At 62.8% G+C, this 15,004-nt stretch carries 12 protein-coding genes; 3 read left to right on the top strand and 9 right to left on the bottom strand.

Annotated features, from left to right (window positions below; genetic code table 11):
* Nucleotides 1-159 precede the first annotated feature (159 nt).
* On the top strand, nucleotides 160-1,848 hold the full coding sequence (locus CKO25_RS10370; RefSeq protein ID WP_200387865.1) for an O-antigen ligase family protein: 1,689 nt from the start codon (nucleotides 160-162) through the stop codon (nucleotides 1,846-1,848).
* A 149-nt stretch (nucleotides 1,849-1,997) separates the two neighbouring features.
* Entirely contained in the window at nucleotides 1,998-2,810 is an 813-nt protein-coding gene (locus tag CKO25_RS10365; RefSeq protein WP_200387864.1) for a tyrosine-protein phosphatase, read from the top strand.
* Here CKO25_RS10365 and CKO25_RS10360 read toward each other — a convergent pair.
* The 7 genes from CKO25_RS10360 to CKO25_RS10330 all read right to left on the bottom strand — a co-directional run bounded on the left by CKO25_RS10360 (nucleotide 2,799) and on the right by CKO25_RS10330 (nucleotide 10,208).
* On the bottom strand, nucleotides 2,799-3,938 hold the full coding sequence (locus tag CKO25_RS10360; protein WP_242467543.1) for an undecaprenyl-phosphate alpha-N-acetylglucosaminyl 1-phosphate transferase: 1,140 nt from the start codon (nucleotides 3,936-3,938) through the stop codon (nucleotides 2,799-2,801). The genes CKO25_RS10365 and CKO25_RS10360 overlap by 12 nt on opposite strands.
* Before the next feature lie 524 nt (nucleotides 3,939-4,462).
* Nucleotides 4,463-5,935 (bottom strand): DUF294 nucleotidyltransferase-like domain-containing protein, encoded by a 1,473-nt coding sequence (locus CKO25_RS10355; protein WP_200387862.1) that lies wholly within the window; start codon nucleotides 5,933-5,935, stop codon nucleotides 4,463-4,465.
* Between the two features lie 123 nt (nucleotides 5,936-6,058).
* Complete coding sequence (locus CKO25_RS10350) at nucleotides 6,059-6,427, bottom strand: response regulator transcription factor (RefSeq protein ID WP_200387861.1); 369 nt, start codon at nucleotides 6,425-6,427, stop codon at nucleotides 6,059-6,061.
* Entirely contained in the window at nucleotides 6,424-9,168 is a 2,745-nt protein-coding gene (locus CKO25_RS10345; protein WP_200387860.1) for a sensor histidine kinase, read from the bottom strand. The genes CKO25_RS10350 and CKO25_RS10345 overlap by 4 nt, the downstream gene beginning before the upstream one ends.
* Before the next feature lie 10 nt (nucleotides 9,169-9,178).
* Nucleotides 9,179-9,379 (bottom strand): hypothetical protein, encoded by a 201-nt coding sequence (locus CKO25_RS10340; RefSeq protein ID WP_200387859.1) that lies wholly within the window; start codon nucleotides 9,377-9,379, stop codon nucleotides 9,179-9,181.
* A gap of 191 nt (nucleotides 9,380-9,570) precedes the next feature.
* Nucleotides 9,571-9,939 (bottom strand): HVO_A0114 family putative DNA-binding protein, encoded by a 369-nt coding sequence (locus tag CKO25_RS10335; RefSeq protein WP_200387858.1) that lies wholly within the window; start codon nucleotides 9,937-9,939, stop codon nucleotides 9,571-9,573.
* On the bottom strand, nucleotides 9,921-10,208 hold the full coding sequence (locus CKO25_RS10330; protein WP_200387857.1) for a toxin-antitoxin system TumE family protein: 288 nt from the start codon (nucleotides 10,206-10,208) through the stop codon (nucleotides 9,921-9,923). The genes CKO25_RS10335 and CKO25_RS10330 overlap by 19 nt, the downstream gene beginning before the upstream one ends.
* Before the next feature lie 214 nt (nucleotides 10,209-10,422).
* On the opposite strand from CKO25_RS10330, the gene CKO25_RS10325 reads away from it, so the two are divergent.
* Entirely contained in the window at nucleotides 10,423-11,175 is a 753-nt protein-coding gene (locus CKO25_RS10325; RefSeq protein WP_200387856.1) for an alpha/beta hydrolase, read from the top strand.
* A 202-nt stretch (nucleotides 11,176-11,377) separates the two neighbouring features.
* Here the strand turns inward: CKO25_RS10325 and CKO25_RS10320 are convergent, their stop codons facing one another.
* Nucleotides 11,378-11,818: a PIN domain-containing protein gene (locus CKO25_RS10320; RefSeq protein ID WP_200387855.1), complete on the bottom strand. Its 441-nt coding sequence runs from the start codon at nucleotides 11,816-11,818 to the stop codon at nucleotides 11,378-11,380.
* Between the two features lie 680 nt (nucleotides 11,819-12,498).
* Complete coding sequence (locus CKO25_RS10315) at nucleotides 12,499-15,000, bottom strand: glycogen/starch/alpha-glucan phosphorylase (RefSeq protein WP_200387854.1); 2,502 nt, start codon at nucleotides 14,998-15,000, stop codon at nucleotides 12,499-12,501.
* Nucleotides 15,001-15,004: the final 4 nt, after the last annotated feature.

Genomic DNA, 15,004 nt, shown 5'->3' with positions numbered 1-15,004 from the left:
CGAGACGGCCGCGGGCGGGGTCGCGCGTTCGGACCCTTGCCGGAGGAGTCAACCGCATCAGTGAATTGGGTCACGGTGGAACCAGGCGAAAGATGCTAGCCTTGGCGGTTCTGAGGACGCAGGTTGCACAGAGCCATTGCAGGGGTGATGAGGGTGAGTTTGAAGACGGCGTCGGATCCCGAAACGGAGACGGTGGTGCCCAATGAGCGAGATGATGGCGCATCACAGCGGCGGTCTTCGGGAGCGAAACGTGCCCGCACGGGCGCCTTGGAGCCATTGGGTTCGCGGCTCATCTTTTTTGGCTTAGCCGCGTTACTCGCCTTTGCCCCGATGCTGCGGGGTGGCTATGCCCCGAGCGCAACCCTGGTGCTGCAGTGGCTTGCATTGGGATTGTTGGTCTTGACGGTCTGGCAACCGCGACCCCCGGTGCTGCGTGGAACCGAGCTGGCCTTCCTCGGACTCCTCTTCATCCTCCCGTTGTTGTATCTGTTCCCCCTACCAACAGGGCTTGCACAGTGGCTCCCAGCACGGAACCTCTATCAGCACACGGCCGCGTTGCTCGATGACGAGGGGGGGAGACGCTTTGCTCAGCGCTTGGCGATCGCACCCTTGGCGACCGAGACGAGCTGGCTGATGCTGATCCTGCCCATCGGCGTCTATGTCGCGACTCGCGCCCTGTCCGAGACGCTGCAAACCCGCTTGGTCTATTGGTTCTTTGCCGTCGTGCTGGCGCAAGTCCTGATTGCGCTGTTTCAGTTCGCGACCGAAGGTGGCATGAGCTACGCGATCGCTGATCTGTTGGCCCGCTCGGGCGCTTCGGGCACCTATGTGAACCGCAACCACCTTGCCGGCATGATCGAGATGGCCTTACCGCTCTCCCTAGCGATGTTTCTCTTTGATTTTGGTGGGCAGTACCAGAAGAGCAAGCGTCGCGAGGGATTCGGTGACACCCTGGTGAAGCTCCTGAACTCGAGCAATCGCCCGAGCTGGTTCTTCGTCTTGCTCGCGCTGCTGTTCATCATCGGGATCATCGTAACCCGCTCGCGGACCGGGATCATGATGGGGATGGTGGGGATCCTACTGACCACGATCCTCTTCTCGCGCCGTGTCGGTGGGCGTGGAACCTTTGGCCTCATGGGGCAGTTGATCACCATTGGCATCGGGGTGGCGATCTTCATCGGCTTGGCCCCGGTGCTGGATCGCTTCTCGGTGGCGGAGATGGATGCCGATGCGCGCTGGCCGATCGCGGTCGCGACCTTCGATGCGGCCGGTCGCTTGCTCCCTTTTGGAAGTGGTCCGGGAACCTTTTCGGATGTCTTCGTGCTCTATCAGCCGATCGAACTGGGGCGCTGGTTCGTCAACTATGCACACAACGATTATCTGCAAACACTCTTCGAGATGGGCCTAGTCGGACTCGTCTTGATGGTGATGTTCCTGGTGCTCTACATGGCACAGTGGCCACGGCTGGTCACGCGACAGGCATGGTCACGCTATCGCTCGTTACAGATCGGCGCGGGAATCGCCATCCTGCTGGTCTTGCTGCATAGTCTGACCGACAACAACCTGCGTAATCCCGCGAATATGGCCTATTTCGCCATGGCCGCGGCGCTCTTCTTTAGCCCTCCAGGGGTGCCGAGCCTCTCGGAGCGGCCGCGCAAACGGGCGCGACGCACCAGAACCCTCGCACAGGCCGTGCCCCCGCCGCATCCTGATCAGGTCGCTACAGGTCGCTTCGAACCAAGCCCAGTCGATCAAGAGCCGGGCGATCGAGACCAGCTCGACCAGGAGGAGAGCAGCGCGAGCGAGGAACAGCGCTTGCGGCGACCATGGAATCCGTTCATGGATTGAGTGCGGTCTTCATTGAACGTGCGGCGTTGCGGACATCGCTGTGCCTCGGGCTTGAACCCTGGCCCACTGAGTGTTGATCGCGAGCCGACAATGATGGGATGAACAGGGGAACGTCGGATAGACCAGATGCCAGTTGACCCTTGTCGCCCATGATCGATCTACATTGCCATCTCTTGCCCGAGATCGACGACGGATCCACCTCCGTAAGCATGTCGCTCGAGATGGCACGCATTGCGTTCGATGACGGCATCACCGATACGGTGTGCACCCCGCACATCTACCCGTGGGTCTACCCCAACGAACGTCTCGATATCTGCCGCCGCGTCGACGTCCTCGCGCGGCAACTCCAGGAGGCTGGACTCTCGCTCCGGATTACCTCTGGGGCGGAAATCCAGATCGTGCCCGATTTGCTTCAGGGGTTGCGCAGTGGACGGATGCCCACGCTCAACCAGGGTCGTTATGTGCTGTGTGAACCACCGCACTTTTCGGTGCCGCATCGGTTTGCTGAGTTGATCGAGGATCTACTGATATCCGGTTATGTGCCCATCATCGCTCATCCCGAGCGATTGACCTGGCTCGACGAGGAGCATTACGACTGGTTCGTCGATGCCGCCTTCGCCGGGGCATGGATTCAAGTGACCGCCGATGCCTTGACGGGACGCTTTGGTCGGGAGGCGCGACGTTGGTCGGAACGCTTTTTAGATGACGGGCTGGTGCATCTCATCGCGAGTGATGGACACGACGATCGGCATCGTTTGCCCACACTGAGCGCGGGGCTGAGGATTGCCGAGCAGTGGATTGGCGCGGCGGAGGCGCGACGCCTCGTACTCGATCGCCCACGCTCCGTGCTAGACAATCGTGACCCATTGTCGGTTGTTCCGCCTCCAGGCTTGGCCGAGGATGATGTCATCAACGACGACTTGATCGAAGACGCATCACGCAACCTGACCTCATGGGAATGATGGCCGTTTGACGGGCGTGAGCGGGTCGGCGTATCGCTTCATGGTCTCCATCTTACTGTCACCACGAACCGTCGGCGGCCCGGTGTCGGATTGCTGATTGAGGCACCGGGACAGCCGTCCGGCCAGATAGGTCAAGGCGAGATAGCAGACGAAGGTGAGCAACGCCGCATAGAAGATGACGGACTCGTCTAGATTCGAAAAGTGTCCGAACAGACCCACCCCAGTCAGCGCGATCGAGAGCAGCAAGACGACGATCAGGGTCTGACGAGGGTTCTGAACCAGCCGTGTGAGGATGTGGTGCAGATGTTCATCATCGGCCTTGAATGGAGAAGCGCCGCGAAGGAGACGGCGGCCGATCACCCGTAACGTGTCCATCAGTGGAATGGCGACCAGCCATAGCGCCGTGACAGGAGCGATCGTCCCCCGTGGTTCAGAAGCCTCGACCAGCGACCAAACCAAAATATAGCCAAGCAGAAGACTACCGGAGTCGCCCAGAAAGACCTTCCGGCTTGCCCCGAAGAGACCGAGATTTCGGATCAGTACCGGGACTAGGGCCGCGATCGTTGCCAAACCCATCAGTTGCACGGGACCGAATGTCGGCGCCAACAGGACCAAGACCATCAATGCGATCGCGACCAGACTGCCGGCGAGACCGTCGATGCCGTCCATCATGTTGACGGCATTGATGATTCCAACCATCGCAAAGACCGTCAAGGGCACGGCGAATGGGCCCAGGCTAATGGTCCCAAACCCAAAGAGGTCGCCCAAAGAGGTGAGCGTCACGCCACTGCCCAATGTCAGGAGCAATGCCGCGGTGATCTCCGTGGCGAATCGAACCGATGTGCGACAACTGAAACGATCATCGAGGGCACCGACGATCACCAGTAATGCCGCTCCAGCGAGTCCCCAGAGATAGACTGGTTGAATTGGAAAAACGACCAGACTGGCAACGGCGAGGCCGAAAAAGATCGACAAGCCACCGATGGGTGGCACCCCATCGGTATGGAATTTTCGACGATCGTTCGGGAGATCAACCAAGCCGATCCGCTTCGCGAGCGGATACAGAAGCACTAGGGACCATGCACTGATCACCGAAGCCGTGATGATGCACAGGGCGGCGATGATCAAGCTGACACCCCAATCGCGGGGCGTGAGACAGATCGTCGGGGGCCCATCGGTCGGACCGACACCCCCATCCGACCCGGTCGTTCGAGGTTTGACAAGAACATGATCAGTTTGCAGATCCGCTTCAAATCGCAATGGCATGCCCGAATGCGGCGGCACGCTATATGCGTCCCTGTATGCGGTCCCGCGGCGGGTGTCGTCTGAGACGGAATGCGCGTCAAAAAACCGGTTGATCTGCAGCGAGCTTGCAAGCATTCATCCGGTCCAAGAGCAAGATCCCGACTCTGGTTTCACTTCATTATAACCTCTAGGATGGCCAGGTTTAGCGACAAAGTCTTGAAACCTTGCCTCGGAGGCGAATTCGTAGACGGCGTCCGCCCGTCCGTCCCGCTCGAAGCGCGTCAGGTCACGCCACAGCCCAAGGGCTCCCCTGCGGTCACTGGTGCATTGCAATCACACCATGCCCATCACGCCATGCCCATCACGCTATACAGGGAGGTCCCGCTGACCAGGCTCGCGGCGATCCGCTAGCCTCCGAACTCCTGTCGCACACGCGCCTGGATCTTCTTGGCCTGTTTGAAGGCTTCCTTGAGCATCAGGCGGTGCAGTTCGTTGAGATCATCCGGATTGACGCGATTGACCGCGTCGGGGTCTTGCGTGGCCAGTTGTTGATGGATCCGAAAGCGCTGGATCAGGAGGAAGGACTCGATCTCGGCGGCGACCTCCTCGGGGTCGCGCCGTTTGACCGCGGCGGCCTGGCGCAGTCGCTCGGTGGTGCTGGTGGCCCAGATGCCGTGCCGCAGCGCCCAGAGCCGGGCGGCGTCCATGAAGAAGCGCGCGCCCTGGGTCTTGAGATCGATGGTGTGGGGGAAGTCACGATTGCGGTCGAACAGGAATTGCCCCGCCCAGCCGATGGGTGGGGCGATGCCGAGTGACTGTTCGGCGAGTCCATGGAGAAAGCGCGTCGCTTCGGGTGCGCTGTGGCTAAGCCAGTCGCGCAAGCGGTCGACCGGTTCATCGCTGCCGTAAACCGGGCGAAAGTCGAAGAAGATGGTGGCGTGGAGCAGTGCCTCGGGCTCGGGTTCGCGCAGCCAGGCGCGGAAGTGTCCGCGCCATTCCTCGTCGCTCAGACACCATTGTGGATTGCCGGCCATGATGTTGCCGCGACAGCGCGCGAAGCCGCAGAAGTGCAAGGCCTGATTGACCGCGTGCGCGAAGGGCAGGAAGGCCGCGCGGACCGACTCCGCCTGCTCGGGAGCGGGCGGCACGAACAGCAGACCATTGTCCTGGTCGGTGGCGAAGGTCTGCTCCAGGCGTCCCTCGGAGCCGAAGGCCATCCAGCACCAGGGGACAGCGGGAAGGTCGTGTTCGTCCTCGATCAGTTCGATGACCCGCATGGTGATGAGGTCATTGAGGCCGGACATCCAGGCGCACAGGGTCTCGACCCCCATGCCGGCGTGGAAGAGCTCGGCACCGCGCCGTCGCACGCGGTCGGCGGCCAGGGCCATGGCCTTGACGTCGCGCGCGGCCTTGATCGCGGCGATCAGGCCCTCGGCGCCGCCGGCGCGCAGCCCGAGCAGATCCGCCTGGTTGATCAGGCCGACGAGCTGCCCGTCGTGCTCGACCAGCAGCAGATGCTCGACGCCCCGTTTCGCCATCATGACCCGTGCGCGATGCGCTGGGGCGTCCGCCGTTAGGGTGAGCGGAGCGCCCTGCATGTGCACGGCGACAGGATCCTCGAGGTTCCCGCCTTCGAATCCGATCACATGCAGCATGTCGCGCAGTCGGATCAGCCCCAGCGGCAACCCGCTGACCGGATCGCGAACGACCGCCGCGTCAAGATGGTCTTGACTGAAGTGATAGAGCGTCTCGCGCAAACTGGTCCCGGGATCCACCAGCAACGGCTGACGCCGCGCGAGGCTCCGCAACAGATCCTGCGAGCCCCCCTCGGCCCCCATCAGACCCGCGCACTCAACGCCTTGGCTCTCCGTCTCGCTCATCGAGTGTTTCTCCAACAGTGGAAACACGCCCATCTCAGGCTCAGCCCAACCCACATCCGCGCCAACACCAGCCACGACCCACTATTCACTACCCCCTATCCCCTATCCACTATCCACTATCCCCTATCCCCCCAACAACTCCTTCACCTTCGCAACCAAATCGCGCGTGGAAAAGGGTTTGGGCATGTAAGCATCGGCCCCGAGCGCCATTCCTTTCGTCTGCTCGGCCTCGCGCCCCTTTGCGGTCAACATGAGGATGCGGGTGCCGGTCAGATTCGGGTCGGCGCGCACGGCCTCTAGGACGGCGAAGCCATCGAGCTTGGGCATCATGACGTCGAGCACCACCAGATCCGGGCGATGGGTGCGCACCGCCGCGAGACCGGCCTCGCCGTCGCGTGCCACCCGCACCTCATGACCCTCGCGCATCATGAGAAATTCCAGAGAAATGACGATATTGGGTTCGTCGTCGACGATCAGGATGCGTTTGCTCATGCGTGTGGCCTTGAGTCCGGAGAAGTCGCCAACTGGGCGGGCAAGTCGAAACAGACGGTCGCGCCTGTCGTGGGCCGGCATTCCGCCCAGATCCGGCCACCGAGATTGTCCATGATTCGACGGCTGATCGGCAAACCCAGACCGGTGCCGCCCGGCTTCGCGCCGCCGAGTGCGGTCTGATGGAACTTCTCGAAGACGCGCTCGAGATCCTCGGCGGGAATTCCGGGGCCATTGTCGCTGACGCAGACCCGCCAGCTGGCCCCCTCGGCGCTGAGGCGGATGTCGATCGCGCCGGTGCCGGCGGGGGCAAACTTCGCGGCGTTCGAGAGGAGATTCACGAGGACCTGCACGATGCGGTCGCGGTCACCCGAGACCGCGGCGGGGGTGTCCGGAAGGTCCAGGGTGACGCGGCTGCCGCGCTCCTCGACATATTGCTCGGTCGCCGCCACCGCCTGGTGAATCAGATCCTGCAAGCAGAGGATCTCGGTGCGCCAGTCGGCATGACCGGATTCGATCTTAGCGAGATCGAGCACCTGATTGACCAGGCGCGAGAGCCGCTCGGTCTCGCTCACGAGGATGCCGAGGAAGCGCCGGCGCTGCTCGAGGTCGATCTCGGGGTCATCGAAGAGGATCTCGGAGAAGGCGCGGATCGAGGCCAGCGGGGTTCTCAGCTCGTGCGTGACCGAGGAGATGAAATCGTCCTTCATGCGATCGAGTTCCTGGAGCCGCAGATTGGCGGCCCGCAGTTCGGCGGTCGCGGCTTCCAGGGCGAGTGATTTCTGTTCCAGCTCGCGGCTGTAGGCACGGATCTGCGAGGCCTCGTCGAGGATGTTCAACACCTCGTCGAGACCGAGGGGTTCCTCGTCGGTCACCGAGGCGACCATGACGCGCGCCGAGGCGCCGCCGATGGCACCGGAGAGGAGGGTCTCGGCAAAATAGATGGTCTCGGCATCATCCGGCAACTGGTTCGGCGTCTTCACGCCACGCTCGCGCGCGAACTGTTCGAAGGCCGCGCGGGTGCGGCTCTGGCCAAGAAACCGGGCGTTCAGGGCCATGAGTTCGTCGATCTCGGCGCTGCCGCGCCACAGGGGCGCGCTGCCACGCACGGTGCGCCGGGAGGCGTCGACGAAGATCCCGGCCTGCGAGGCCTCGGTGGCATTGGGGGCGCGCAGTGAGGAGACGAACAAAAAGGCGCCGATGTTGGCGGTGAGACTCCAGAAGAGCCCATGGGTGATCTCGTTCCAGCCGGTCATGCCGAATAGGGCCATGGGGGCGAGGAGATCGAATCCACCGGGGCCGGATTCCATGAAGGCCGGGGGCAGCCAGCCGGACTTGGCGAAGGAGGGCAGCAGCAGGGTGTAGATCCAGACCAGGAAACCGGCGGCCAGTCCAGCGAGTGCCCCCTCGCGCGTGCCGCCGCGCCAGTAGAGCCCGCCGATCACGGCGGGGGCGAACTGGGCGACCGCCACGAAGCTGATCAGGCCGATGCTCACCAGCGCGTAGGCCTCACCGGCGAGCCAGTAGTAGAGATAGCCGAGCAGCAGGATGACGACGATGGCGCCGCGGCGGATCAGCAGCAACAGTCGCCCAAGATCCGCGGCCGGGGGACGGTGGCGCCAAAATCGCAGCAGCGCGGGGAGTGCGAGGTCGTTGCTGACCATGGTCGAGAGGGCGATGGTCTCGACGATCACCATGCCGGTCGCGGCCGACAGTCCGCCGATGAAGACCAGCAGCGCAAGCCAGGGCTGCTCGAAGGCCATCGGTACGGTGAGGATGAAGGTGTCGGCATGGACCTGACCGTCGGGGAAGGTCAGCAGTCCCACGATCGCGATGGGCACGACGAAGAGGTTGATCAGCAGCAGATAGAGCGGAAAGAGCCACAAGGCGCGGCGCAGGTGGCGTTCGTCGCTGTTCTCGACCACCGCAACCTGGAACTGACGCGGCAGCAGCATCACCGCGAGCCCCGCCAACAGGGAGATGGCGAACCAGTCGGCGAAGGGCGCGACGCTCGGCTCGAGCAGCGGCTGCAGGGGCGCGGGGTCTTGGAGCGGGGGTAAGGCCGGACCGCCCCAACCCAATACTCCCAGGGTGACGAAGAGACCCACCGCGAGAAAGGCGACCAGCTTCACGATCGATTCGAAGGCGATCGCGGCCACCATGCCCTCGTGTCGCTCGCTCGCGTCGAGATGACGGGTGCCGAACAGGATGGTGAAGGCGGCGAGCGACAGGGCGACGATGAAGGCGGTGTCACCCCAGAAGGGCTGCGCGCCGGCAACCGGCATGCGCACCGCTGGATACTGTTGCAGGATGGTGAAGCTCCAGGCGATTGCTTTGAGCTGGAGTGCGATGTAGGGCACCACGCCGATCACGGCGATGATGGTGACCAGGCCACCGAGCGCTTGGCTCTTGCCGTAGCGCGAGGCAATGAAATCGGCGATCGAGGTGATGCGCTCGGCCTTGCTCACCCGCACCATCTTCAGGAGCAGGGTGCCCCAGAGGAGCGCGATCAGGGTGGGACCCAGATAGATAGGCAGAAAGCCTAATCCGTTCTCGGTCGCCCGCCCGACGCTGCCATAGAAGGTCCAGGCGGTGCAGTAGACCGCGAGCGAGAGGGCATAGACCGTTGGATGGGCGATGACCGAGTGTCCCTGCTCGGCCCGACGATCGGCCCAGTAGGCGACCCCGAACAGGAGTCCGAGATAGCCGAGGGAGAGGGCGATGAGGACGGGGCCGCTGATCATGGGCCGCGCCTCAGTCCCGTGAGCGCGAGACGATCCAGGCCGCGAGGGCGATCAACAGGGCCCAGGTGGCGAAGAGATAGAGCACCAGCACGGGAATGCCCGACCAGCGTCCGAGCTGTTCGAATTGCAGCACCAGCGGGGAGAACAGCAGCAGGATCCCGACCAGGAACAGGAGGAAGAGGCGCTGTCGTAGGAGCGTGGCACGAGGCATGAGAGCGACCCAGAGACACGGAAGAAGGATACCTAAGCCTAGCAGAGCCGGCGAAACCGTTGGCCGAACGATGGCGCTTGACCTGGGTGATGTGTTGCCGCGGCGATCGATCAGCGGGTGCGCGTCTCCGGGCAAGCGTTGCCTGGATGCGATTCTGAATGGGTGAGGCGACCAAGTCGGTCCACCCGGTCTCAGGCGGCTTGCTTAGTCTTCTGCGTCAGGTGCAGATCGACGTGGATCTCGCTGAACGGACAGCAGACACCCCCCCGGGTCGTGCGCTCCAGGAGTCCCAGGTTAACCAGCGCATCCACCTCCTCGGACACGTGCTTGAGGTCGCGGCCAGCGCGCCGAGCGGTCTCGCGCAAGCCGAGTTCGCCGGCCCCGATGAGCAACTGCAACAAAGCCCAACGGAGTTCTGTCAGTTGGCTGAAGAAGGCGGTTGGGCTTTCGAAGTTGAGCGTTTCGCCCCGATAGCCGGACGCGCCGAAAGCACTTGCCTGAACGCGGAGCAGATCCTGCCAATGCGGGGACAATGTGATCGTTAGTCTCCGTTGCGGCATCGCTGGACCTCCTTGATGAAGTCTTCGATCAGTTGATCAGGGCCGCTGAACTGGTATGGGTGCTCTTTGCCGCCGATGTGGCAGTGATCCCCCTGACCACGCTCGTTGTCGAAACCAACCAGCCGTTGTCCGTTTCGCACATAGACCAAGCGGTACTTGTAACGATGTCCTGACGGTGGGACTGACTCTGGGAGTCGCCAGATCACCAGCTCGATGATATCGCCCTCCGGAGTGACGTCCTTGAGTCGTGTGATCAGTTCAGCAGACACGCCTGCAAATCTGCCCATCATGACGCCCCGTGTCAAACATGACGCGGACAGGCTCGAAATGGATCGAGCTTTGTTGATCGGCGTGGGGTTGTTTTTTGACCAAGCGCAATTAGGAACAGTTCAGAGTCGCATCATTTTGATTCTGATCCATACACCCTGCCCGGACATCGATTGCGAGCTGCCCATCCGCCTGCCCATCCAGTCGAGGTGATAGATGATGTCGTGCCCCCGTCCGCTCCAGACCCAGCGGATCCTTGATCCGTATCGCCACGCTCGCGCCCGACTCCTCGCGCTCGGGTTGAGCCTCCTTGCCGTGACCGCCCAGGCCGACACCGACGATGATTGGGCGGAGTTCGATCTCGCCGCGCGCATCGCCGCGGTGAATGAGGGTGAACTGAGCTTCGTCACGCCCGAGCGGGCCGCGAACACCCATCGTCATGTCAATCAGATCCGAATCGATGCCGACAGCCTGAGCGAAGGCTGGATCGAGCTGGTGCAGTGTCACGAAAATCTCGATGCCGTGCGGGCGGCGCAAATCCTCTTCAGCCCCGAGCGCATTCGCGACCTGGAGGTGGTGAGCAGTGACCGCATCGGCCGTGCTTGGGTCGAGGGTCATTCGGTGCAGCTCACCGACATCGCCCCGGAGGCGACGCTCTGCATCCGCGGCGAGAGTCGTGCGCTGACGGCGCTGGGCGAAGGGCGCTATCGGTTGCGCAATGGTCCCTATATGCGGCGTTTTCTCGATGGCTACTACCCGATGCAAGTCGTGCTCGATGTCTCCTATCCGGCCGAGCGTCTTGACCTGGTGCAGCATCAGCCGAACGCACAACCGGGTTTCGAGGTGCACGCCGAATCCGGTCACATCGCGGTCGCGGCAGCCTTCGAGGGGCGACTCTTCACCTGTCTCGATTTCTGCGAACGCGGCTCTCCGGACTGTGATCTCATGGTGAGTGATTGCACCGAGTGATGACCGCCGCCGCGGGGATGCGCTCAAGCCAACAGGGGTGGGTTGGAACGGGCCTCCACCCGCCGCCATTGGCTTCGATCGCGTGACGCCGCTCGTCAAGTGGAAAGGGCCGGGGCAGGCGAGGCGATGGTGCTCAGGGATGTTTGGGGCGCCGACCCGACAGGGCCCGCGGCGCCCCAAACACCGGTCTCGATCCGGTCGCTCAGGTCGAGCGGTTACGGAGAAAGGTTTCGGGTGACTCGACGCGCAGGGAGGACGGATGCGACGGGGGTTCATCGAAATCCTCGGCGTTGAGCGTCAGCAGGATGTCTGCGTTGATTTGGCGCGCGGCTTGCACCGTGAGTGCGTCGTCGAGATAGCGATAACCGAGGCTCATCGCACCGTCGAGGGTGGCCGCATCGACGGGAGCAACCGCGAGGATCGCCAAGATCCGCTGCAGGTGTGAACGCGCCGCTGCCGAACCGGATGAGCGGATCAGCAGGTCACCGACCTGCTCGATGGCGGCGGCGCAGATATAGCCGCGAATGCGCCCCCCCGCGGCCAGATCAAGAATCTCCTTGGAGAGACCGTCTGATTCGTCGGCATTGACGATCGCATCCAGGATAACGGTGACGTCCAAGAGCACTTTCGGTTGTGAGTCCATTGGCCTTCTCCTTTTCGTTACTGATTTCAGAGACTCAAGCGATGTTAATTCACGGGTTCGATGCCCCCGGTGGCACCAGCATCAGCGATTCGAGCTGGCGAGGCCCGCGTCCTGAGGGGGCGGCGCAGGCCGCGGGCTGAAACAGGAGGAGACGCGCGCGCGGGCTGTCGAGCTCCGGTGGAGGTGAGCAGATCATGGTGGGTGACAGGCGTTCGCGCACCACGGTAGAGGAGACAAGGGGACGTCTCGGGATGCGCCGGGGTGAGATCGGTTGCGGCTGGGCGCCGAGCCGGGTGCTGAGATGAAGACTGGGCCAAGGACTGAGCTGACGTTTGGGCCTTGCAGCCCGGAGTGCTTGGCTCGCGACGGATAATCACGCGCGCAACAGGGGTCGAATCCATTGGCATCGTCCTTGATCCGATCTGTGGCTAGGTGCGCCGGATGCGCTGTTTGATGCGCCCAGAACGCTTTGACGCTCCACGAGATTCCATCATCGTATAACAATTCAATTTGGTCAGTCTTTCCTTACCTTGGAGTATGCCACAAGTTTCCGAGATCGGCGCAAGTCTATTTTCCCCTGTTGCGCCGGACCCAACCGATCCGGACACCCGGCGGCGAGAGCGGGGCCTTGGGGCCATCGCCGACGCCCTGTGTTCCCGCGACATCGGGCTGGCTGGAACTCAGGAATCGAGCACGACCGGTTCGATCTGCCAGATCCGCTCGGCATACTCGCGAATCGCGCGATCCGAAGAGAAACGGCCCATGCGGGCGACGTTGAGGATCGACATCCGGTCCCAGCGCCGCGGCTGCGCATAGGCCTCGGTGACGCGTTCCTGACACTCGAGATAGGCGCGATAGTCGGCGAGGACCATGAAGGGATCCGCATGGATGAGGTGATCGGTGAGCGGGCGGAAGAGATGGGGATCGCCGTGGGAGAAGAGGCCTGAACTGATGAGATCGATGTCCGACTTCAGCTCCGCATCACCCTGATACAACGCCCACGGACGATACCCTTCGGCCTGTTTGCGCTGGACCTCCTCCGCGGTCATGCCGAAGAGGAAAAAGTTCTCAGCCCCGACGGCCTCGCGAATCTCGATGTTCGCCCCATCGTCAGTGCCGATGGTGAGGGCTCCATTCATCGAGAATTTCATGTTTCCCGTGCCGGAGGCCTCCTTACCGGCCAAGGAGATCTGTTCGGACAGGTCGGCCGCGGGATAGAGACGTTGGCCGTTCTTGACGTTGAAATTGGGCATGAAGGCAACCCGGAGGTAGCCGTTGACCTGAGGGTCACGGTTGATCACCTCGCCCACGGCATTGATCAGCTTGATCATGAGCTTCGCCATGACATAACCGGGTGCGGCCTTGCCACCGAAGATGAAGGCACGCGGCACCATGCTGACGGACGGGTCTTGTTTCAGGCGTTGATAGAGCCGGATGATGTGAAGCACCTTCAGGTGCTGGCGTTTGTATTCGTGCAGACGCTTGGCTTGGATGTCGAACATCGCCTCCGGATCGATCGGCACACCCGTGTGATGGTCGAGCCAGCACGCGAGGTCGCGCTTGGCGGCGATCTTCACCTGCCGCCAGCGCGCCTGGAGCACGGGATCGTCCGCATGGGTCTCGAGGTCACGGAGGTATTCGAGGTCACCGATCCAGCGGTCGTGCCCGCAGGTCGCCGTGATGAGACGGGCGAGGCGCGGGTTGCTGACGACCATGAAACGACGCGGTGTCACGCCGTTCGTCACCGTGTGGAAGCGCTCCGGCGCCAGCTCGTGGAAATCCTTGAAGATGGTCGTCTTGATCAATTTCGAATGCAGCGCCGCGACACCATTGACGGCGCGACTGCCGACGACCGCGAGGTGCGCCATGCGGATGCGCCGTCCGTGCGTCTCATCGATCAGTGACATCCGCGCGATCCGCGCCTCGTCACCGAGGAAGCGAACGCGCACCTGGTCGAGGAATTCCTGGTTGATGGCGTAGATGATCTCAAGATGCCGCGGCAGCAGTCGCTCGAACAGGGCGAGGGACCAGGTTTCCAAGGCCTCGGGGAGCAGGGTGTGGTTGGTGTAGCAGAAGGTCTGGCGCGTGATCGACCAGGCCTGCTCCCAGGTCATGGCCTGCTCATCGACCAGCAGGCGCATCAATTCGGCGATGGCGAGCGCGGGATGTGTGTCATTGAGCTGGACGACGAATTTCTGGTGGATGGTTTCCAAGGGGCCGACGGTGTTGCGATGCAGCCGAATCATGTCCTGCATCGAACAGGAGACGAAGAAATACTGCTGCTTCAGTCGCAGTTCCTTGCCGGCCTCGGGCTCGTCATTCGGATAGAGCACCTTCGAGATGGTTTCGGCCTCGATCTTCGCATGCACGGCGCCGTAGTAATCGCCGACGTTGAAGGTCTGGAAATCGAACGACTCGGGGGCCTCGGATTTCCACAGCCGCAGTAGATTGGCGTTGCGCACACCGTAGCCGAGGATCGGGGTGTCATAGGCGACCCCCTTGATGACCATCTCCGGGACCCAGCGCACGCGGCTGCGTCCCTCCTGATCGCGGGTTTGCTCGGTATGACCACCGTAGCGCACCGCGAAACTGATCTTCGGGCGCGGCAGTTCCCAGGGGTTGCCGTTGCGCAGCCAGTTGTCGCTGCGCTCGACCTGCCAGCCATCCTGGATGACCTGATCGAAGATGCCGAATTCGTAGCGGATGCCGTAACCAATGGCCGGGATGCGCTGGGTCGCGAGCGAGTCGAGATAGCAGGCGGCGAGACGTCCGAGCCCACCGCTGCCCAGCCCCGGCTCCACCTCCTCTTCGAGGATGGCGTTGAAGTCGACCGACAATTCCTCGGCGGCGGCACGGGCGACCTTGGCGATGCCGAGATTGACCAGGTTCTGCGTTAATTGCGGCCCGAGCAGATACTCGGCCGAGAGGTAGCAGAGGGTGCGCGCATGGGATGTTTTATAGACCTGGGCCGACTCCACCCAACGCTCGAGCATCCGATCCCGGGCGGTGAAGGCCGCGGCCATGTAGAGGTCGTAGGTTGAGGCCACATCGCGAAAACGCCCCTGGATGTAGAAGAGATTGTCGATGTAGGCCTGCTTCAGCGCGGCCTTGGACATCCCCGTGCGGGTCTGCTCGGGCGGATCGTTCGACGGCGCGGCGGTGGCTGGCGACCGGGTGCTCATGGGG

Origin of the sequence: Thiocapsa imhoffii (assembly GCF_016583985.1) — a bacterium.
Taxonomy (GTDB): Bacteria; Pseudomonadota; Gammaproteobacteria; order Chromatiales; family Chromatiaceae; genus Thiocapsa; species Thiocapsa imhoffii.
The sequence above is the reverse complement of the archived record's forward strand: the minus strand, read 5'-3'. Positions and strand labels throughout refer to the sequence as shown.

Excerpts from the sequence above, each read along its gene's own strand:
- CKO25_RS10365 (WP_200387864.1), top strand. The coding sequence starts at position 1,998 with ATGATCGATCTACATTGCCATCTCTTGCCCGAGATCGACGACGGATCC.
- CKO25_RS10355 (WP_200387862.1), bottom strand. The coding sequence starts at position 5,935 with ATGAGCGAGACGGAGAGCCAAGGCGTTGAGTGCGCGGGTCTGATGGGG.
- CKO25_RS10350 (WP_200387861.1), bottom strand. The coding sequence starts at position 6,427 with ATGAGCAAACGCATCCTGATCGTCGACGACGAACCCAATATCGTCATT.
- CKO25_RS10345 (WP_200387860.1), bottom strand. The coding sequence starts at position 9,168 with ATGATCAGCGGCCCCGTCCTCATCGCCCTCTCCCTCGGCTATCTCGGA.
- CKO25_RS10340 (WP_200387859.1), bottom strand. The coding sequence starts at position 9,379 with ATGCCTCGTGCCACGCTCCTACGACAGCGCCTCTTCCTCCTGTTCCTG.
- CKO25_RS10335 (WP_200387858.1), bottom strand. The coding sequence starts at position 9,939 with ATGCCGCAACGGAGACTAACGATCACATTGTCCCCGCATTGGCAGGAT.
- CKO25_RS10325 (WP_200387856.1), top strand. The coding sequence starts at position 10,423 with ATGATGTCGTGCCCCCGTCCGCTCCAGACCCAGCGGATCCTTGATCCG.
- CKO25_RS10320 (WP_200387855.1), bottom strand. The coding sequence starts at position 11,818 with ATGGACTCACAACCGAAAGTGCTCTTGGACGTCACCGTTATCCTGGAT.
- CKO25_RS10315 (WP_200387854.1), bottom strand. The coding sequence starts at position 15,000 with ATGAGCACCCGGTCGCCAGCCACCGCCGCGCCGTCGAACGATCCGCCC.